This window comes from Polaromonas sp. YR568 (assembly GCF_943369675.1).
GTDB lineage: Bacteria > Pseudomonadota > Gammaproteobacteria > Burkholderiales > Burkholderiaceae_C > Polaromonas.
The window spans coordinates 87,090-105,812 of sequence record NZ_CALROB020000003.1 but is presented as its reverse complement, the minus strand read 5'-3'; the positions used below and the strand labels follow the sequence as shown (position 1 = coordinate 105,812).

Sequence of the window (18,723 nt, the reverse complement as noted above, 5' to 3'; positions counted from 1 at the left end):
GTCAACTCCTGGTGTCATCGGGAAGATCGGCAGGCAGTGCCGCAGGTTCGGCGCGGGAAGCTTTCGCTGCCACTGTGGGGGATGCGGCGCGGCCTGTCAAACCGGCCTTCATGGTGCTCGCGACCTTGTCCTTCATCTCCAGCAGCTTCTGCACCTTGGCGCCCATCTTCATGAGGCTGACCAGCGTGGCCGAATCCATCTTCTGCACGTCGGCCAGCCAGCCCGTCATCAGCTCGATCAGGTCGTGCATCTGCTTCATGCGCTGCTGGGCGTGGATGTCGTCCGCATGCGCGGGCTGCTCCATCAGCGCATCGCGCAACATCGACAGCGTCGGGTCGATCTCGCGCTTGCGGCGCTCCTCGGCCAGCGTGCGAAAGATGGCCCAGACGTCTTCAGGCGCCTGGAAGTATTCGCGCCTGTCATTGGGCAGGTGCTGCAGGCGCACCAGGTTCCACGACTGCAGTTCCTTCAGGCCCATGCTGACGTTGGAGCGCGAAAACGCCAGCGCCTCGCCGATGTCGTCTGCATTCAGGGCACGCGGCGAGACATACAGCAGGGCATAAATCTGCCCGACAGTGCGGTTGATGCCCCAACGGCTGCCCATTTCACCGAAATGCAGGACAAAACGCTGGGTCAGGGGGGCGAGATTCATGGCGCTGGGCCTTTTTGGTTTATTGAATTTTCAGGAATTACTGAAATTCTAATAAATTGAGGCAATTTCCGCTACCTGTCTTTCATTGACCCTATCGGCTGCCCGGGTGCCGCGGGCACAATGCGGCCCATGTCCCAGCACCTGACCGCCCTGCTCCAGCAAAGCTACGACGAAGTGCCTTACGCGTCGCACCCGTTTCCGCAATCGGCGCCCGAGCACCTGGAAGCGGTGGCCACCTTGTTTGGCCTGGCGCCCACACCGCCCGCCAACGCGCGCGTACTGGAACTGGGTTGCGCCGCCGGCGGCAACATCATCCCGTTTGGGTTGCGCCATCCGCACGCCCAGGTACTTGGCCTCGACTTGTCGGCAGTGCAGATTGAACAAGGGCTGGCGCGCGTGCGGCAGCTGGGCATCACCAACCTCGAACTGCGCCGGATGAACCTGGAAGACGTAGACGCGTCGCTGGGCAGTTTCGACTACATCATTTGCCACGGCGTGTTCAGCTGGGTGCCGGACCCGGTGCGGCAGGCCATCCTGCGCATTTGCAGCACACACCTGTCGCCCGGCGGCATCGCTTACATCAGCTACAACACCTACCCCGGATGGAAGGCGCGCGAGATCGTGCGCGACGCCATGCTGTTTCGCGCCGAAGCGCACACCGCGCCCGCTGACAGGCTGGCTTACGCGCGCGGCATGCTGGACTTCCTGGTGCAGACCTCGCCCGAGGGCGGCCTGCTGCGCAAGGCGCTCGATGAAGTGATGCCCACCATTCAGTCCGCCGGGCCGACCTACCTGATGCATGAGTTCCTGGAGCACTGCAACCAGCCCCTGTATTTCCGCGACTTCGTCGCCTCGGCCCGCGCGCAGGGGCTGGATTACCTGGGTGACGCCGAGCCCCAGACCATGTTTGTGGGCAACCACGGTGCGCAGGTGGCCGAGCCCTTGCTGAAAGAGGCCGGCAGCGACCAGGTGCTGATGGAGCAGTACCTCGACTTCCTCACCAACCGCGGGTTTCGCCAGAGCCTGCTGATCCATGCCGGCGAGAAACCGGCCGTGCAGTACCGGCTCGACGCACGGCACATGGAAAAGCTGCACTACGCGTGGGGCGAAGACCCGCAAACGCAGGCGGGCAAGCGCGGTGAGGCGGCATCTCCGGCGGCCGCGGCCGTGCACGCCGCGCTTGACGCCGCCTTTCCGGCGACCCTCTCCTTCGCCGAACTGTGCGCCGCCGCTGCGCCGCCGGCTGTGGCGGCCTGCGTGGAAGAGCTGATCATCACCGGCCGTGTGCGCTACGTGCGCAGGCCGGTGGCCTGTGCATCGGCGGCCAGCGTGGCGGACGGCCGGGTGCGCCCTTACCCTGCCGCGGCGCTGCTACCGGACTTCGCCTGCAATGTCTGGCATCAGCCGGTGAAGCTGGACGCCGCCGAGCATGAACTGCTGCTGCGCCTGCAAAAAGGCGCTGCTGCGGATGTCGAGCAAGACGGCTATTTGCTGGAGCGCCTGCGGCGCTTCGGCTTGCTGGTCTAGCGCAGGCGGGGCGAGGCCGCGCGCCTCACGGGCGGCGGGCGCTTCCTGGCCGGCAGCGGCGGCGCCACGTCCACCTCGGGTGTGGACTCCGGCACCATCAGCACCACTTCCTTGAAGCCAAGGCCCAGCATGCCCAGCTCTTCGGCCGCGGCGCGGCTCAGGTCGATGATGCGGTTGCCGGCGTAGGGGCCGCGGTCGGTGATGCGCACGTCCACGTCGCGGCCGTTGACCAGGCTGTGCACGCGCACCAGGGTGCCGAAGGGCAAGGTGCGGTGGGCGGCGGTGAACTCGCGCATGTCAAAACGCTCGCCGCTGGCCGTGCGCCTGCCGTTAAAGCGCGGGCCGTACCAGGAGGCCGTGCCGCGCTGGAACTCGCGCGGCACTTCGCCGCCCAGCAACTCGGGGCGCGGACGTTCGGCCAGGGATACGGGTGCCGGCACTTCATCGACAGCCTGGCCGGGCGCGTCATGTGGCGGCGCCATGGTGGGCCGGGGCGCGGCGGCGCGGGGGCTGGGAGATGCGGCGGGAGGCGCCGTCGTGCACGCCGCCAGCAAGGCGATCAAAGCCGCCGCGCCGGCGACTCGCGCAAACTGGATCACACCCTGCCGCATGGCTGGCCGGGTTCAGGCGCGCTGCTGCAGCCGCCGGATGATTTCGGTCGTCGTGGCGGCCTGGTTCATCGTGTAGAAATGGATGCCCGGCACACCCGCCGCATACAGCTGCTCGCACAGGCCGGTGATCACGTCCAGGCCGAAGCTCTTGATGGAGGCCGTGTCGTCGCCGAAGCCCTGCAGGCGCAGGCGTATCCAGCGCGGAATCTCGGCGCCGCAGGCATCGGAAAAACGCATCAGCTGCGTGGAGCTCGTGATCGGCATGATGCCGGGCACGATGGGCAGGTCCACACCCAGGGCCTGCGCGTCGTCGACGAAGCGGAAGTAGGCGTCGGGATTGAAGAAGTACTGCGTGATGGCCGAGTCGGCGCCGGCCTTGACCTTTTTGACGAAGGCCTGCAGGTCGGCGTCAGCCGATTTGGCCTGGGGGTGGATCTCGGGGTAGGCCGCCACTTCAATATGGAAGGCGTCGCCGGTTTCCTCGCGGATGAAGGCCACCAGGTCGCTCGCGTAATGGAACTCACCGCCCGCGCCGTAGCCGCTGGGCAGGTCGCCGCGCAGCGCCACCAGGCGCTTGACGCCCATGGCGCGCAGCGTGGCCAGCTGCTCGCGCACCGTGGCCTTGGTCGCGCCCACGCAGGAGAAATGGCTGGCCGCAGCCACGCCTTCATCGAGGATTTCCTTCACCGTGCCGAAAGTGCCGTCTTGCGTCGAGCCGCCGGCGCCGAAGGTGACCGAGCAGAACTCGGGCTTGTGCGCATACAGCGCCTGGCGCGCCACACGCAGTTTGGCCGCGCCTTCAGGCGTCTTGGGCGGGAAAAATTCAAAGCTGAGGGGCAGGTTCATCTCGGATCTCACTCGTCGTTATTCGTCGTTATCGTCGTTATTCGTCGCTGAATCGTCAGTACTGGTTTTCTTGTCGCGCCGCTTGCCGCGCGCCGGCCCGGGTTGGCCGGCATGCGCGAGTTCGGAGTCTTCGTGCGGCGCGCGGGCGGCGCGCATTTCGGCGCGCGGCACGCGCTTGGCGACCTTGCGCTGCGGCGCGGCCGGCAGCGGCTGGTCTTCGCCTGCCACGTCCTGGCCCTTGACCGCCTGGATGAAGAACTCGCGGTTACCGTCGCCGCCTTCGATCGGCGAGGCCAGCCACGCTTTGACTTCCAGCCCCAGCGCCGCGCAGGCGTCCCGCAAACGCTTTTCCACAAATTCGAAATGCGCGGCATCGCGCACGATGCCGCCCTTGCCGATCTGGCCGGGCTGCAGTTCAAACTGCGGCTTGACCAGCATCAGCAAATCGCCGCCGGGCTTGAGCAGGCGCACTACCGCGGGCAACACCAGCGTGAGCGAGATGAAAGACAGGTCGCCGGTCAGGAAGTCGAAGTTTGCTTCAACGGCCGGGCCGTCTTCGTCCGACTCTTCGTCATCGAAGTCATCGCCGAAGTCCGCGTCGCCGGTGTCACCCGCATGGCCGGCCACCAGATCCGCCGCCGTCATTGACCGCGCATTCACGCCTTCGATGCAGACCACGCGCGGGTCCTCGCGCAGGCTGGGATGCAACTGGCCGTGGCCCACGTCGACGCCCACCACCTGCACGGCGCCGTGCTGCAGCAGGCAGTCGGTGAAGCCGCCGGTAGACTGGCCGACGTCCAGGCAACGCAGGCCGGCCACGCTGAGCCCGGTGGCCTTGAGCGCGCCTTCAAGCTTGAGCCCGCCGCGCGAGATGTACTTGGCTTCGGTGGTGTCCAGCAGTTGCAGCTCGGCGCCCACCGGAATCTCGTCGCCGTTCTTCGCGACCTTCTTCCAGGGCGCCCCGTCTTCCGCGCGCCACTGCACGCCCGAGGCAATCAGGCGCTGGGCCTGCGAACGGGTGGCGGCATGGCCGTGGTCGACGAGGAAGAGGTCAGCGCGCATGTAGCTCCATGGAATGGGCCTCTCACCTGAAATCATTCAGGCGGAGTCCTTGTATCTTGCCCAGGGGGGCTTGTCTTGCTCCCTCTCCCTTTGGGGAGAGGGAGGAATACCAGCCGCCGCTAATTAGTAGCGGTAGGTATTTGCCTTGTAAGGGCCGGCTTTCGACACGCCGATATACGCAGCCTGCTCGTCGCTCAGCTCGGTCAGCATCGCGCCGACCTTCTTCAGGTGCAAGCGCGCGACCTTTTCGTCGAGGTGCTTGGGCAGCACGTAAACCTTGCCCACTTCGTAAGCGGCCTGCTTGGTGAACAGCTCGATCTGCGCGATGGTCTGGTTGGCGAAGCTGGACGACATCACGAAGCTCGGGTGGCCGGTGCCGCAGCCGAGGTTCACGAGGCGGCCCTTGGCCAGCAGGATGATGCGCTTGCCGTCCGGGAAGATCACGTGGTCGACTTGCGGCTTGATCTCTTCCCAGGTGCATTTTTCCAGCGCGGCGACGTCGATCTCATTGTCGAAGTGGCCGATGTTGCAGACGATGGCCTGGTCTTTCATCTTCGCCATGTGGTCGTAGGTGATGACGTTCTTGTTGCCGGTGGCGGACACAAAAATGTCGGCCTTGTCGGCGGCGTATTCCATGGTCACGACCTTGTAACCTTCCATCGCGGCCTGCAGGGCGTTGATCGGGTCGATCTCGGTCACCCACACTTGTGCGGACAGCGCGCGCAGCGCCTGCGCCGAACCCTTGCCCACGTCGCCGTAGCCGGCCACGAGCGCGACCTTGCCGGCCACCATCACGTCGGTGGCGCGCTTGATGGCGTCGACCAGCGATTCGCGGCAGCCGTAGAGGTTGTCGAACTTGGACTTGGTCACCGAGTCGTTCACGTTGATGGCGCGCAGGGCCAGCGTGCCCTTGGCCGACATTTCATTGAGGCGCAGCACGCCGGTGGTGGTTTCTTCGGTCACGCCGATGATGTTCTTCAGGCGGCGGCTGTACCAGGTCGGGTCTTGCGCGAGCTTGGCCTTGATCGAGTTGAACAGGCAGATTTCTTCTTCGCTGGTCGGCTTGGAGATCAGGCTGGCGTCTTTTTCGGCTTTGGTGCCCAGGTGCATCAGCAGCGTTGCGTCGCCGCCGTCGTCCAGGATCATGTTGGGGCCTTCTTCAGGCGTGCCCTTGGCGCCGCTGAATTCGAAGATGCGGTGGGTGTAGTCCCAGTAATCGGCCAGGGTTTCGCCCTTGATGGCGAACACCGGCGTGCCGGCGGCGGCGATCGCGGCGGCGGCGTGGTCCTGCGTCGAGAAAATGTTGCACGAAGCCCAGCGCACGTCGGCGCCCAGGGCCTGCAGGGTTTCGATCAGCACGCCGGTCTGGATGGTCATGTGCAGCGAACCCGTGATGCGCGCGCCCTTGAGCGGCTGCGCCTTCGCGAACTCTTCGCGGATGGCCATCAGGCCCGGCATTTCGGTCTGGGCGATGTTCAGTTCCTTGCGGCCCCAGGCGGCAAGCGAGATGTCGGCAATGATGTGGTCGGTGGAAGGCTTCAAGACGGCGCTCATACGGTTCTCCAAAAATCAAACGTAACTGGGCAAAATCGCCACGGGCATGCGGCATTCAAGGTGAGGGGGAATTCAGTCATTCACCCGGCTTGAGACAGCACATGCGGGTGAGCGTGGTTGCAATGAAGTCCTGAGCCTGGTCCACGTGGTGTGGCTTGCAACGCTCCTCAGGAAGCAGCCATTGTACCCAAGCCGCCCGGGCTTGCCCAGTTCGTGAAAAGCCCCGTCCGGGGCCATGCGAGAATTTCACCATGCAAGAACTAGAGCACTGGCCCGCCGCGCAACGCCAAGCCGTCACCGGCATCTTCACCGACATCGACGACACACTGACTACGGAAGGTGAAATCACCGCCGATGCGCTGGAGGCTTTGGGTGCATTAAAAGCCGCCGGGATGAAGATTGTGGCCATCACCGGCCGCCCGGTCGGCTGGAGCGAGCCTTTCGCGGCGCGCTGGCCGGTCGATGCCATCGTGGCGGAAAACGGCGCCGTGGCGCTGCTGCCGGATGCCGCAAGCGCCGCGCCGCGGCCGCTGTCCAAAATCTACCAGCAGGATGCTGCCACCCGCGGCGCCAACTTCGCCCGCATGCAGGCCGTGCTGGCGCGCATTGAACGCGAATTGCCGGGCGCGCACCGCGCCACCGATTCACCGGGCCGCGAGACCGACATCGCCATCGACCACAGCGAGTTCACGCAGCTCAGCGACGCGCAGGTCGCCGCCGTGGTGGCCCTCATGAAAAGCGAAGGCATGCATGCCACCGTGAGCAGCATCCACATCAACGGCTGGTACGGCGACCACAACAAGCTCGAAGGCGCGCGCTGGATTGTTCGCCAGCTCTGGCAGCGCGACCTGGATGCCGAAATGGACCAATGGGTTTATGTTGGCGATTCGACCAACGACCAGCTGATGTTCAAGACCTTTGCCAACAGCGTGGGCGTGGCCAACATCGCGCGTTTTGTGCCGCGGCTGGCACACCTGCCGCGTTATGTGACGCGCGGCGAGCGCGGCGCGGGTTTCACCGAAGTGGTCCGCGCCTTGCTGGATTAATTAGTTAACAGCCGGCGTGCCCGCGCGGCGCAGCGAAGTCCAGCGCAACCATGCGCCCAGCGCGGCCACCACCAGCACCAGGGCGGCATAGCCCTCCACCGTCGCCGGCAAACCCAGCGGCGCGATCAGCCGGCCGGCCAGCATGGCGGGCACGCTGAAGGCGAGGTAGCTGGTGGCATACAGCGCGGCGAACAGCTCGGCGCGTTGCTGCGGCTGGGCGAGGGGCGCGAGCGTCTGCACCTGCGCCGAGAAGGCCGAGCCGCCGCCGAAACCGGACAGCGCCGTGCCCACGAAGAACAAGGCCACCGAATGCGTGGCCAGCGACACGGCCACCAGGCCGGCGCCCACGGCCAGCAAGCCCATACCCAGGGCGCTCATGCGCACGGGCGGCAGGCTTTTCAGCAAGGTGGGCGCAACAGAGCCGAGGCCGAAGAAGGCCGCAATCGCCAGGCCGTTGACGATGCCGTTGTGGATGCCGAAGATCTGCTGCAGCACCGAGGGCACCAGCGAGAGGTAAAGCCCCGCGAAGGACCAGACGGCCACCATGGTGGGCACGCCGCGCACGAATTCGGCACGCGCCTGCACCGGCACCGAAATGCGCGGCACCAGCGAGGCCAGCGCGCCGGGGCGTGGCGTGACGCTTTCAGGCAGAAACAACGTGGCCACCGCGCCGATGACACAGATGGCCGCCAGCACGCCGAACACCAGCGGCACCGGGTGCAGCGCGTACTGCACGGCAACACCGGTCAGCAGCGCGCCCACGGCCAGCCCCGCCAGCGGCGAAACGCTGCCTATCATCGCGCCCAGCCGTTTTTGCGCGGTCGGCGCGGCTTCCACCACCGCCGCCGTCAGCGCGCCGCTGACCATGCCGGTCGCAATGCCCTGCACAATGCGCGCGGCGATGATGCCGTTGATGCTCTCTGCCAGCAAAAAGGTCAGCATCGCGCCGGCCTGCAACAGCAAGGCGGTAAACACCACGGGCCGGCGGCCGATATGGTCGGAGAGCGAACCGGCCACCAGCAGCGAGACCAGCAGCGCAATCGCATAAATCGCAAACGCCACCGTCAGCAGCGCCGGCGAAAAGCCCCACTGCTGCTGGAACACGACAAACAGCGGCGAAGGCGCGCTGCCCGCCACGAAGAAGGCGAACAGCAGGATGGCCAGCAGCGGGAAGGCAGCCGTGGCAGGCAGGCGCCAGCGGGCGGCGGCGGCAGGGGATTGTGAAGGGGCGGCGGTGGAGGCGGTCATGGGAAACGCTCGACTTTCTTAAAGCGAATTTATTTGCGTTTGTGAATTCTACGCCGGTTTTTTAATTAACGCAAACATCGTTGCTTTAAGCTAAGATCGGCCCATGAACACTTCTGTGACACCCCAAGCCAAACGTCCCGGCGGCCGCAGCGCCCAGGTCCAGGCCGTGGTCCGCAAGGCGCTGGAAGAACTGATTGCCCAGGAGGGCCGTGACAAAGTCACCGTGCCGGCCGTGGCCGAGCGCGCCGGCGTCAGCGCCTCCAGCATTTACCGGCGCTGGGGCGACGTGAACGGCCTGCTCGACGAAACCGCGACCCGGCGCCTGGACCCGGACCGGCCCCTGCCCGAAACCGGCGATTTGAAAGCCGAACTCACGGCCTGGGCGCAAGAGCTGATCACCCACCTCAACAAGCCCGGCAACGCCTCGCTGCTGAAGGCGGCGGCTGCGCTGGCCGGCTCGGAAGAAACCAACTGCCTGAAAAACCGCCGCAACGAAGCGACCGTGCTGGTGAACCGCGCTAAAGCGCGGGGTGACGCCAGCCCCAGCGTGCAGCAGGTGCTGGACCACATGATGGCGCCCATCATTTACCGGCTGATTTTTGGCGCCGGCGTGGAGCCGGCCATGGCGGAGCAACTCGCCGACGAACTGTTCATGTTGGCCGGTCCGGTCTAATCCAGCAGGGGCCGCGGAACCGGCTTCGCCGGGCCGCTAGCGCCGTCCCCTGCAAGGGGAAAAGGGGCTACACGCAGTGAGCCCCGATAGGGGTGTGCTTATTTATTCAACCCGAGCTTGTCGATGAGCACCTTCTCCCGGCCAACCGTGTCCTGCGCGAACTTCGTGTAGTCGGCCGAACTCAGGTAATTGGGCAGCATGTCGTAGCGGGCCAGGGCGGCCACATAACTGGGTTCTTCCATCGCCTTCTTGAAGGCATCGTGCAAACGCTTCACCACCTCGGGCGGTGTGCCCTTGGGCGCGCCTATGCCGAAGGGCGAGTTCTGCACCATGTCGTATCCCAGCTCTTTCAGCGTGGGCGCATTCGGGAATTTGTCCAGCCGCTTCTCACCCCAGGTGTTGAGCACGCGCAGCTTGCCGGCCTCGACCTGCGGCGCAAAACCCGTGCTGTCGGCGCCCGCCATCAGCTGGCCGCTGACCAGCGCCAGCATCAAATCCGCGCTGCCCTTGTAAGGTACGTGCTGCAACTCGATGCCGGCCTTTTGCGCGATCAGTTCGGTCGTCAGGTGCGGGCTGGTCAGCGTGCCGGTGGAGCCGTACGTGAGCTTGCCGGGATTCGCCTTGGCATAAGCCACAAAGTCGGCCCAGGTCTTGAGCGGGCTGTCGGCCGGCACCACGATGCCGAAGGCGTAGCCCGTCACGTTGATCACATAGCTGATGTCCTTGACCGGGTCCCAGTTGATCCTGGTGGTGTAGCCCAGGCGAAACACGCCCAGCGGAATCTGCGCCAGCGTGTAGCCGTCGGCGGCCGCGCTTTGCAGCTGCTGCGCCGGCAGGGTGCCGCCCGCGCCGGGCTTGTTCTCCACCACCACGGTCTGGCCCAGGATTTTGGATGCGTTGTCGGCCAGCGAGCGCATGGTGATGTCGGTCGGCCCGCCCGCCGGGAAGGCGATCACCAGCTTGATGGGTTTGACGGGAAAGGTCTGCGCCTGGGCCGGCATGGCCGCGGCGGCGATCAGGGCGAAGGCGGCGGCGGTGTGCAAAAAGGGGCGGCGTTGCATGGCATGTCTCCTGAACAGGTGGCGGGCGGCAGCCCACATCATGCGTGCCGCCCGGCGGTGCCGCATCAGGGCAACACCTGAAGGGCTGTCGCGTTTGTGTCAGGGTTTGTATGTTCCATTTCTTCGTCGAATGCACACATTCGACGAATATTTGGAACAACTCCCGCTCAACTTCACACTCTGGCCAGCACGCTCCTCAAGGCATTACCCGTGTGCGTCCCCAGCTTGACCACCGCCTCAGGCGGCGCAGACGCCACCACGCGCCCGCCGGCATTGCCGCCGTCCGGGCCCAGGTCTATCACCCAGTCGGCTTCGGCGATCACGTCCAGGTCGTGTTCGATCACGACCACGCTGTGGCCGCCGTTGACCAGGCGGTGCAGCACGTGGATCAGCTTTTCGACGTCGGCCATGTGCAGGCCCACCGTGGGCTCGTCCAGCACGTACAGCGTGTGCGGCGCCTTCTGGCCGCGGCGTGTGATGTCGTCGCGCACCTTGCTGAGTTCCGTCACCAGCTTGATGCGCTGCGCCTCGCCGCCCGACAGCGTCGGTGAGGGCTGGCCCAGCGTGAGGTAGCCCAGGCCCACGTCTTTGAGCAGCTGCAGCGGGTGGCTGATGTTGGGCATGGAGGCGAAGAAGTCCACCGCCTCATCCACTTCCATCTTCAGCACGTCGCCGATGTTCTTGCCGCGCCAGGTCACGGCCTGGGTTTCGGGGTTGAAGCGCGCGCCGTGGCAGGTTTCGCAGAGCACCTTCACGTCGGGCAAAAAGCTCATGCCTATGGTGCGCACGCCCGCGCCTTCGCAGGTCGGGCAGCGGCCTTCGCCGGTATTGAAGGAAAAACGCCCGGCGCTGTAGCCGCGCGCGCGTGCTTCCAGCGTGTCGGCGAAGAGCTTGCGTATGGTGTCCCAGAAGCCGATGTAGGTGGCCGGGCAGGAGCGCGGCGTTTTGCCGATGGGCGTCTGGTCGACTTCGAGCACGCGGTCCACCGCCGCATAGCCTTCGATGCGTTCGCAGCCTGTCCAATCCGGCGTCTTGCCCTTGTCGTCGGCGTCGCGCCCGGCCTTGGTGGATCGCTGCATCACGCCGGCATGCACATTGGTCAGCAGCACGTCGCGCGCCAGCGTCGACTTGCCGGAGCCCGACACGCCCGTCACCGCCACCAGGCGGTACAGCGGCACGGTGACCGAGACGTCCTTGAGGTTGTGCAGGTCGGCATTGACCACCGTGAGCCAGGAGGTGAATTTGCTGGCGGCCGCGGGTGCGGCGTTGTGCAACTTGCTGGCGCTGGCCGCGGCGGCTTTCAGCGCCGCGGCCTTGAGCAGGGCCGCCTTCTGTTTGCTCACAGGCTTGGCATCGGCGTCGGTGACGGCCTCCGCCACCACGGCCGCCGGCGCCGCGCCCTTGCTGGTTTCGCGCCGCAGCTGCAGCGGGTGGATCAGCGGGTTCGCCAGGTAGCGGCCCGTCAGCGATTCCGGCACGGCCGACAGCTGCGCCGCCGTGCCCTGCGCCACCAGCGTGCCGCCGCGCTTGCCCGCGCCGGGGCCGATGTCGATGATGTTGTCGGCGCGGCGAATCGTGTCCTCGTCATGCTCGACCACCACCAGCGTATTGCCGCGGTCGCTGAGCTTGCCCAGCGCGCTCAGCAAAATCTGGTTGTCGCGCGGGTGCAGGCCTATGGTCGGCTCGTCCAGCACATAACAAACGCCCTGCAGGTTGGAGCCCAGCTGCGCCGCCAGCCGGATGCGCTGCGCCTCGCCGCCCGAAAGCGTGGGCGCACCGCGGTCCAGTGTGAGGTAGCCCAGGCCCACGTCTTCGAGGAATTCGAGGCGGCTCTTGATTTCGGGGATCAGGTCGCGCGCGATGCCGGCCTCGCGGCCCAGCAGCGCGAGTTTTTCGACCCAGCGCCGCACGTCGGTCACCGACAGCGCCGCGATGTCGGCAATGCCGACGCCGGCAAACTTCACCGCGCGGGCCGTGGCGTTGAGGCGTGTGCCTTCGCAGGTCGGGCAGGCGGTGCCGGCCACGTCTTCGACCTCGGGCTCGGCAAAACTCTGCTCGCGGCCCTTGTTGTCGTCGTCCATGACCGAGTCGTCAAAGACCTTGCGCTGTTCCTTGGTGAGCTTGACGCCGGTGCCCACGCAGTCGGGGCACCAGCCGTGTTTGCTGTTGTAGCTGAAGAGGCGCGGGTCGAGCTCGGCATACGAGGTGGCGCAGACCGGGCAGGCGCGCTTGGTCGAAAACGCGATCAGCTTGCCGATGTTTTTGGCGCTCGCGCCGGCCATCATCGCGCCGCGCAAACCATCCAGCGGCGCCAGCACGTGGACCACGCCCTTGCCATGCTCCAGCGCTGTCGCCAGCGCGGAACGCAGCGCGGCCTCGTTGTCGGGCGAGACATGGATGTCGGCAATCGGCAGCTCGACCGTGTGTTCCTTGAAGCGGTCAATGCGCGGAAAGCCGGTGGTCGGTAAAAACTCGCCGTCGATGCGCAGGTGGGTGTAGCCGCGCGGGCGCGCCCAGTCGGCCAGCTCGGTATAGACACCCTTGCGCGCGATCACCAGCGGCGCCAGCAGGCCGATGTGCTGGCCGCGGTAGGTCTTGATCAGCTGCGCGGCGATGCTCTCGGGGCTTTGCGGCATCACGGCCGCGCCGTCCTTGGTGCAGTGCTGTATGCCCAGCTTCACGTACAGCAGGCGCAGGAAATGCCAGACCTCGGTCGTCGTGCCCACGGTGGACTTGCGCCCGCCGCGCGACAGGCGCTGCTCGATGGCGACGGTGGGCGGGATGCCGTAAACAGCATCGACCTCGGGCCGGCCCGCCGGCTGCACGATGCTGCGCGCGTAGGCGTTCAGTGATTCGAGGTACCGGCGCTGCCCTTCGTTGAACAGGATGTCGAAGGCCAGCGTGGACTTGCCGGATCCCGACACGCCGGTCACCACATTGAACTTGCCGCGCGGGATATCGACCGACAAACTCTTGAGGTTGTTCTCTTTCGCATTGACGATCTGGATCAGGTTGGAGAAGGCCGGGCGCGTGGCCCACACCTTGGGCCGCGACTCTTCGACGCCGTGCACCTTGCCCATGGCCTGTTCGTACTCGCGCAGCGCAAGCGCCGTGTGCGAAGTCGGGTGCTGGCGCACCTCTTCGGGCGTGCCCTGGGCCACCAGCAGGCCGCCGGCCTCGCCGCCTTCAGGCCCCAGGTCGATCAGCCAGTCGGCCGAGCGGATCACGTCGAGGTTGTGCTCGATCACGATCAGCGAGTGGCCGGCTTCCAGCAGCTTGCGCAACGCGCGCATCAGCTTGGCGATGTCGTCGAAGTGCAGGCCGGTGGTCGGCTCGTCGAACAGGAACAGCGTGCCGCGGCCGGGCTGCCTGAGCGCCAGCGCCTGCTTGCTGGCGCTGGTGGTCTTGCTGGCGTTGGCCAGGAAACCCGCAAGCTTCAGGCGCTGCGCCTCGCCGCCCGACAGCGTCGGCACGGGCTGGCCCAGCTTCACGTATTCCAGGCCCACGTCGACGATGGGCTGCAGCGCGCGCACCACCTCGCGGTCTTGCGCGAAGAGGGCAATCGCCTCGCTGACCGTCAGGTTCAGCACGTCGGACACATTGAGCAGGCGCGGCTTGAGGTCGCCTATCGCCTTGCGTTCAATCGTCACTTCCAGGATTTCGGCGCGGTAACGCTTGCCGTCGCAGTCGGGGCAGCGCAGGTAGACGTCGCTCAGGAACTGCATCTCGACGTGCTCGAAGCCCGAGCCGCCGCAGGTCGGGCAGCGCCCGTCGCCGTTGTTGAAGCTGAACTTGGTGGCGGTGTAGCTGCGCTGTTTCGCCAGCGGCGCCAGCGCGAACAAATCGCGCACCGCGTCCCAGGCGCCCACGTAGCTGGCCGGGTTGGAGCGCGCCGTCTTGCCGATGGGCGACTGGTCGACGAACACCACGTCGGTCAGGTGGTCGGCGCCCATCAGGCGATCGTGCAGGCCCGGCGTTTCGGTCGCCTTGCCGAACTGGCGCAGCAGCGCCGGTGCCAGGATGTCCTGCATCAGCGTGGACTTGCCGGAGCCGCTGACGCCGGTCACGCAGACCAGGCGCTGCAGCGGGAAGTCCACCGTGAGGTTTTTCAGGTTGTGGTCGCGCGCGCCTTCGAGGATGAGGCGCGGCGTGTTGTCGGTCACCGCGCGCTTGAAGCCCATGCCCACCTGCTTGCGCGAGCCGAGGTAGGCGCCGGTCAGCGTGTCGGCATGTTTGATGTCGTCGGGCGTGCCGTCGAACACGATCTGGCCGCCCTTCTCGCCGGGGCCCGGGCCCATGTCGATCAGGCGGTCGGCCGCCAGCATGACGGCCGGGTCGTGCTCAACCACCACCAGCGTGTTGCCCGCGTCGCGCAGGCGGTGCATGGCCTGGGTGATGCGGTTCATGTCGCGCGGGTGCAGGCCAATGGAAGGCTCGTCCAGCACAAACAGCGTGTTGACCAGCGAGGTGCCCAGCGCCGTCGTGAGGTTGATGCGCTGCACCTCGCCGCCCGACAGCGTGCGGCTTTGCCGGTCCAGCGTGAGGTAGCCGATGCCGACGTCGCACAGGTATTTCACGCGCGTCTGGATTTCCTCGAACAGCGACTTGAGCGCCTGCAGTTCGGCGTCGTCGCCCATCACATCGAGCGAGAGGCCGCTGAAGAACTGCCGCAGCCGGTCTATGGGCAGGCGCATCAGGTCGTGCAGCGCCAGGCCCGGCAGGGCTTCGAGCTGCTCGCGGCTCCACTGCACGCCCACCGGTATGAAGCGCAGGCTTGGCGGCAGCACCGCATCGGCGGCCTCTTTGGAGCCCAGGCGCCAGAGCAGCGACTCGAGCTTGAGGCGCGCGCCGCCGCAGGTTTCGCAAGGCGTGTAGCTGCGGTACTTGGACAGCAGCACGCGGATGTGCATCTTGTAGGCCTTGCTTTCGAGGTACTCGAAGAAGCGCTTGATGCCGTACCACTGCTTGTTCCAGTTGCCATCCTTGTAGCCCGGCATGCCGTTGATCACCCAGCCCTGCTGCGCCGGCGTGAGCTTGTACCAGGGCGTGTCGCGCGGGATGCCCGCGGCCTCGGCGTGGCGCATCAAGTCGTCCTGCGCTTCCTTCCAGGCGGGGGTCTGTATGGTCTTGATGGCGCCGGCGCGCAGAGTCAGCTTGTCGTTGGGGATCACCAGGCCGTAGTCGACGCCGATCACGCGGCCGAAGCCGCGGCAGGTTTCGCAGGCGCCCATGGCCGAGTTGAAGGAAAACAGCGAGGGCGTGGGGTTGGTGTAACGCAGGTCGCTGTCGGGGCAATGCAGGCCCGTCGAGAAGCGCCACATCACATCCGGTTGTCCATCCTCGGCGTGCTGCACATAAACATTGAGCCGTCCGCCGCGCTTGAGTGCCGTCTCAATCGCATCCATCACGCGGGATTTTTCCACCGCGTGGGCGCGAAAGCGGTCGGCCACCACGTCCAGCAGCTTGTGCGGGCCGGCCGGCGTGGCGACGTCGCGCTGGGCATGCACGCGCGTGAAGCCGCTGACCGACAGCCACTGCTCGACCTGCTCGGCGCTGGTGTTGCCCGGCAGCTCGACCGGGAAGGTCAGCACCACGCGCGGATCACCCACTTTGGTGCGCGCCATGATCTCAGCGTAGATCGATTCGGGCGTGTCGTGGCGCACGTTCTGCGCGGTCTGCCTGTCGAACAGCTGCGCCGCGCGGGCGTAGAGCAGCTTCAGGTGGTCGTTGAGCTCCGTCATGGTGCCCACGGTGGAGCGCGAGCTGCGCACCGGGTTGGTCTGGTCGATGGCGATGGCGGGCGGCACGCCCTCCACCTTGTCGACGGCCGGCTTGTCCATGCGGTCCAGGAACTGCCGCGCATAGGCCGAGAAGGTTTCCACGTAACGGCGCTGGCCTTCGGCGAACAGGGTGTCAAACACCAGGGAGGACTTGCCCGAGCCGCTGGGGCCGGTGACCACCGTCATTTCACCGGTGCGGATGTCGAGGTCGATGTTTTTAAGGTTGTGCTGGCGCGCGCCGCGGATGCGGATGGTTCCCTGGGACATGAGTGCGGTCTTTCCTGAAGAGGTCAAACATTCTAGGCAAAGCACCCGGCACAGCATGGCGTAGGGATTAATGGCCTTTTTACCGGGTTTGGCTGCGCCAATCAGGGCGAATTCTGGTTTTCCATCTCGCAGTTTTCACACGTTTATGTTTAACTCGGGAGGTCTGGGTTGATTCATCAAGGAGAGAGTGCATGAGAAAAATGAACTGCTTGTTCGCGGCCATCGCGATCGCGGCCATGAGCCAGCTGAGCCACGCGCAAATCCTGATCGGGCAGACCGCGGGCTTCACCGGCCCCGTGGGCGCCGGCGTCAAGGAAACCACCGACGGCGCCAAGCTCTACATCGACGCCGTCAATGCCAAGGGCGGCGTGGGCGGCCAGAAGATAGAACTGATTTCGCTCGACGACAAGTTCGACCCCAAGCTCGCGGCGGAAAACGCCCGCAAGCTGGTGGAAGAGCAAAACGTGCTGGCGCTGTTCCTCAACCGCGGCACGCCGCACACCGAGGCCATCATCCCCATACTCGACAAAAACGGCGTGCCGCTGATAGGCCCGTCCACCGGCGCCATGGTGCTGCACCAGCCGGTCAAGAAGTACGTGTTCAACGTGCGTGCCACCTACCAGCGTGAAGCCGAAAAAGCGGTGACCCATCTCAACTCCATGGGCATCACCCGCATCGGCATCGTGTATGCCGACGACAGCTTCGGTGCCGACGGCGTCATGGGCGCGCAAAAAGGCCTGGCCACGGCCAAGCTGCAACCCGCCGTCCTGGAAAAATTCGACCGCGCCAAACCCGACTTCGGGCCCATCGCCCCCAAGGTCGCCCAGTCCAACGCGCAGGCCCTCATCATGGTGGCCTCGGGCCAGGCCGTGGTCGATGCCATCAAGGCCTTCCGCGCGGTCGGCTCCACGGCGCAGATCGTCACGCTGTCCAACAATGCCTCGGGCGGCTTTGTGAAAAGCCTGGGCGAGAACGCGCGCGGCGTCATCGTGACCCAGGTCTTCCCCTATGAGCGCTCCATCGCTTTCCCGATGGTGAAGGAAGCGCAGGAACTGGCCAAGGCCAAGGGCCTGAACGAAGTCAGCCCGGCCATGCTGGAGGGCTTTGCCGCCGCCAAGGTGCTGGTGGAGGGCTTGCGCCGCGCCGGCGCCAAGCCCACGCGTGAAAAACTCCAGGCGGCGCTCGAAGGCCTGCGCAAGCTCGACATCGGCGGGCTGGAAGTCAGCTACAGCCCCGAAGACCACACCGGCCTGGACTTCGCCGACCTTTCCATCATCGGCACCGACGGTAAGTTTAAAAGGTAGCCCCCCTGCCGACGCTCACTGCGTGTAGCGTCACCTCCCCCAAGGGGGGACAGGCGCCTTGTGGATTCGCCCCCCCCTGCCGACGCTCACTTCGTGTAGCGTCACCTCCCCCAGGGGGACAGGTGCCTTGCGCCCGGCAGAGCCGGTTCGCGGCCCCTGCTTGTGGATTCGCAGACCTCGCGGCGTCAGGCCGTCGGGCCGTGCGGTTGGCTCAGAAGTAGAGCGCGTTTTCGAGTTCCCTGAACTTCTCGGGGCCCACGGCTTCCTTGATCTTGGGCGCCAGTTCCTTGAGCTTGTCGATGTCGCCGGCGGCTTCCACCGCGAGGTTGAGCCGGAAGCCCCGCAGTCCCAGGCCGGCCGTGAGCCGGGTGGCGATGGGGTAGGCCCTTGAATAATGTTCCTGCGCGGTCAGCGTGGGCGAACCGTCGGCATTCTGCGCGGACACGGGTGCTGAGGCGGCGGGTGCAGGCCCTTGCGCCGCGGCCGGCGCCAGCATGCCCAGGCTGATCAGGTGGCCGAAATCTTCGGGTGTGACGCCCAGGCCAGCGGTGGCCTTGACCACCTCTTCCAGGCTGCGTTTGCCGTCAAACATGATGAACGCAGAGCGTTGCTTCGGCGTCAGCGGAATGGAACGGTCCTGAAATGCGGATTGCCCTAATTCCGTCTTGGTGTAAATCATCGGCTGGTCTCCAGTAAATACGCCGGGTAAAACCCCCAGCTGTGCTTAGCGCGAGACATTTGTTAATACTTTTTTGTTGCCCCCGATTCAATTTAACCCATTTCCGCCGCCAATGCACCTGTTTCGGGGCAGGCAGAGGCGGCGTCTGCAACTGGAATGCCAGGCACGGGCGCCAGGCCGGGTTCAGCCGCGGGGCGCCGGCAAGGCCGCGGCCGTGAGAGGCGCCTGCAGCGCGCCGTGTTTTTCACCGCCCATGTCGATGTCCCCGCCCTTGTTCAGCAGGTACAGGGCCAGGCCTGCGATCACGATAAATCCGAGCACGAGTTTCCACATCTTTCTTTTCTCCTGAAAAAGTCCAAAAAAAAGCCCCCGGCACATGAATGACGAGGGCCCGCAAATATCACAAGTATCGA

At 65.8% G+C, this 18,723-nt stretch carries 14 protein-coding genes and 1 riboswitch; of the genes, 4 read left to right on the top strand and 10 right to left on the bottom strand.

Annotation, left to right across the window (positions count from 1 at the left end):
- Position 1: 1 nt before the first annotated feature.
- A complete protein-coding gene (locus ACLV8F_RS02465; protein WP_411882658.1) occupies positions 2–652 on the bottom strand; it encodes a GbsR/MarR family transcriptional regulator in 651 nt (216 codons plus the stop codon).
- A gap of 129 nt (positions 653–781) precedes the next feature.
- Here ACLV8F_RS02465 and ACLV8F_RS02460 point away from each other — a divergent pair, with 129 nt between their 5' ends.
- A complete protein-coding gene (locus tag ACLV8F_RS02460) occupies positions 782–2,179 on the top strand; it encodes a methyltransferase regulatory domain-containing protein (protein ID WP_411882657.1) in 1,398 nt (465 codons plus the stop codon).
- Here ACLV8F_RS02460 and ACLV8F_RS02455 read toward each other — a convergent pair.
- From ACLV8F_RS02455 to ahcY, 4 genes are all read right to left on the bottom strand, one after another.
- Entirely contained in the window at positions 2,176–2,778 is a 603-nt protein-coding gene (locus ACLV8F_RS02455) for a septal ring lytic transglycosylase RlpA family protein (RefSeq protein ID WP_411882656.1), read from the bottom strand. The genes ACLV8F_RS02460 and ACLV8F_RS02455 overlap by 4 nt on opposite strands.
- A gap of 24 nt (positions 2,779–2,802) precedes the next feature.
- Positions 2,803–3,636 carry a methylenetetrahydrofolate reductase [NAD(P)H] gene (gene metF / locus ACLV8F_RS02450; RefSeq protein WP_411882655.1) on the bottom strand — a complete coding sequence of 278 codons (834 nt, stop codon included), beginning with the start codon at positions 3,634–3,636 and terminating at the stop codon, positions 2,803–2,805.
- A gap of 18 nt (positions 3,637–3,654) precedes the next feature.
- A complete protein-coding gene (locus ACLV8F_RS02445) occupies positions 3,655–4,698 on the bottom strand; it encodes a TlyA family RNA methyltransferase (protein ID WP_411882654.1) in 1,044 nt (347 codons plus the stop codon).
- A 123-nt stretch (positions 4,699–4,821) separates the two neighbouring features.
- Complete coding sequence (gene ahcY, locus ACLV8F_RS02440) at positions 4,822–6,252, bottom strand: adenosylhomocysteinase (RefSeq protein ID WP_411882653.1); 1,431 nt, start codon at positions 6,250–6,252, stop codon at positions 4,822–4,824.
- A 102-nt stretch (positions 6,253–6,354) separates the two neighbouring features.
- Positions 6,355–6,427, bottom strand: a riboswitch (S-adenosyl-L-homocysteine riboswitch).
- Positions 6,428–6,503: 76 nt separating this feature from the next.
- Here ahcY and ACLV8F_RS02435 point away from each other — a divergent pair.
- Positions 6,504–7,298, top strand: a complete 795-nt coding sequence (locus ACLV8F_RS02435; RefSeq protein WP_411882652.1) for an HAD family hydrolase — start codon at positions 6,504–6,506, stop codon at positions 7,296–7,298.
- On the opposite strand, the gene ACLV8F_RS02430 is transcribed toward ACLV8F_RS02435, so the two are convergent.
- Positions 7,299–8,546 carry an MFS transporter gene (locus ACLV8F_RS02430; RefSeq protein WP_411882651.1) on the bottom strand — a complete coding sequence of 416 codons (1,248 nt, stop codon included), beginning with the start codon at positions 8,544–8,546 and terminating at the stop codon, positions 7,299–7,301. It lies immediately after the preceding gene.
- A 103-nt stretch (positions 8,547–8,649) separates the two neighbouring features.
- On the opposite strand from ACLV8F_RS02430, the gene ACLV8F_RS02425 reads away from it, so the two are divergent.
- On the top strand, positions 8,650–9,219 hold the full coding sequence (locus tag ACLV8F_RS02425; RefSeq protein ID WP_411882650.1) for a TetR/AcrR family transcriptional regulator: 570 nt from the start codon (positions 8,650–8,652) through the stop codon (positions 9,217–9,219).
- Between the two features lie 98 nt (positions 9,220–9,317).
- On the opposite strand, the gene ACLV8F_RS02420 is transcribed toward ACLV8F_RS02425, so the two are convergent.
- Both ACLV8F_RS02420 and uvrA read right to left on the bottom strand, forming a co-directional pair.
- The gene (locus tag ACLV8F_RS02420) at positions 9,318–10,280 is read right to left on the bottom strand and encodes a tripartite tricarboxylate transporter substrate binding protein (protein WP_411882649.1); all 963 of its coding nucleotides are present in this window, start codon (positions 10,278–10,280) and stop codon (positions 9,318–9,320) included.
- 173 nt (positions 10,281–10,453) lie between these two features.
- Positions 10,454–16,327, bottom strand: coding sequence for an excinuclease ABC subunit UvrA (gene uvrA / locus ACLV8F_RS02415; RefSeq protein WP_411882648.1), 5,874 nt, complete (start codon positions 16,325–16,327; stop codon positions 10,454–10,456).
- A gap of 200 nt (positions 16,328–16,527) precedes the next feature.
- Between uvrA and ACLV8F_RS02410 the strand changes: the two genes are divergently transcribed.
- A complete protein-coding gene (locus tag ACLV8F_RS02410; RefSeq protein ID WP_411882647.1) occupies positions 16,528–17,631 on the top strand; it encodes an ABC transporter substrate-binding protein in 1,104 nt (367 codons plus the stop codon).
- A 211-nt stretch (positions 17,632–17,842) separates the two neighbouring features.
- Here ACLV8F_RS02410 and ACLV8F_RS02405 read toward each other — a convergent pair whose 3' ends face one another.
- The gene (locus ACLV8F_RS02405) at positions 17,843–18,310 is read right to left on the bottom strand and encodes a hypothetical protein (RefSeq protein ID WP_411882646.1); all 468 of its coding nucleotides are present in this window, start codon (positions 18,308–18,310) and stop codon (positions 17,843–17,845) included.
- A gap of 183 nt (positions 18,311–18,493) precedes the next feature.
- Positions 18,494–18,643, bottom strand: coding sequence for a hypothetical protein (locus ACLV8F_RS02400; protein WP_411882645.1), 150 nt, complete (start codon positions 18,641–18,643; stop codon positions 18,494–18,496).
- Between the last annotated feature and the right edge of the window lie 80 nt (positions 18,644–18,723).

Excerpts from the sequence above, each read along its gene's own strand:
- ACLV8F_RS02465 (WP_411882658.1), bottom strand. The coding sequence starts at position 652 with ATGAATCTCGCCCCCCTGACCCAGCGTTTTGTCCTGCATTTCGGTGAA.
- ACLV8F_RS02460 (WP_411882657.1), top strand. The coding sequence starts at position 782 with ATGTCCCAGCACCTGACCGCCCTGCTCCAGCAAAGCTACGACGAAGTG.
- metF (WP_411882655.1), bottom strand. The coding sequence starts at position 3,636 with ATGAACCTGCCCCTCAGCTTTGAATTTTTCCCGCCCAAGACGCCTGAA.
- ACLV8F_RS02445 (WP_411882654.1), bottom strand. The coding sequence starts at position 4,698 with ATGCGCGCTGACCTCTTCCTCGTCGACCACGGCCATGCCGCCACCCGT.
- ahcY (WP_411882653.1), bottom strand. The coding sequence starts at position 6,252 with ATGAGCGCCGTCTTGAAGCCTTCCACCGACCACATCATTGCCGACATC.
- ACLV8F_RS02435 (WP_411882652.1), top strand. The coding sequence starts at position 6,504 with ATGCAAGAACTAGAGCACTGGCCCGCCGCGCAACGCCAAGCCGTCACC.
- ACLV8F_RS02430 (WP_411882651.1), bottom strand. The coding sequence starts at position 8,546 with ATGACCGCCTCCACCGCCGCCCCTTCACAATCCCCTGCCGCCGCCGCC.
- ACLV8F_RS02425 (WP_411882650.1), top strand. The coding sequence starts at position 8,650 with ATGAACACTTCTGTGACACCCCAAGCCAAACGTCCCGGCGGCCGCAGC.
- ACLV8F_RS02420 (WP_411882649.1), bottom strand. The coding sequence starts at position 10,280 with ATGCAACGCCGCCCCTTTTTGCACACCGCCGCCGCCTTCGCCCTGATC.
- uvrA (WP_411882648.1), bottom strand. The coding sequence starts at position 16,327 with ATGTCCCAGGGAACCATCCGCATCCGCGGCGCGCGCCAGCACAACCTT.
- ACLV8F_RS02410 (WP_411882647.1), top strand. The coding sequence starts at position 16,528 with ATGAACTGCTTGTTCGCGGCCATCGCGATCGCGGCCATGAGCCAGCTG.
- ACLV8F_RS02405 (WP_411882646.1), bottom strand. The coding sequence starts at position 18,310 with ATGATTTACACCAAGACGGAATTAGGGCAATCCGCATTTCAGGACCGT.
- ACLV8F_RS02400 (WP_411882645.1), bottom strand. The coding sequence starts at position 18,643 with ATGTGGAAACTCGTGCTCGGATTTATCGTGATCGCAGGCCTGGCCCTG.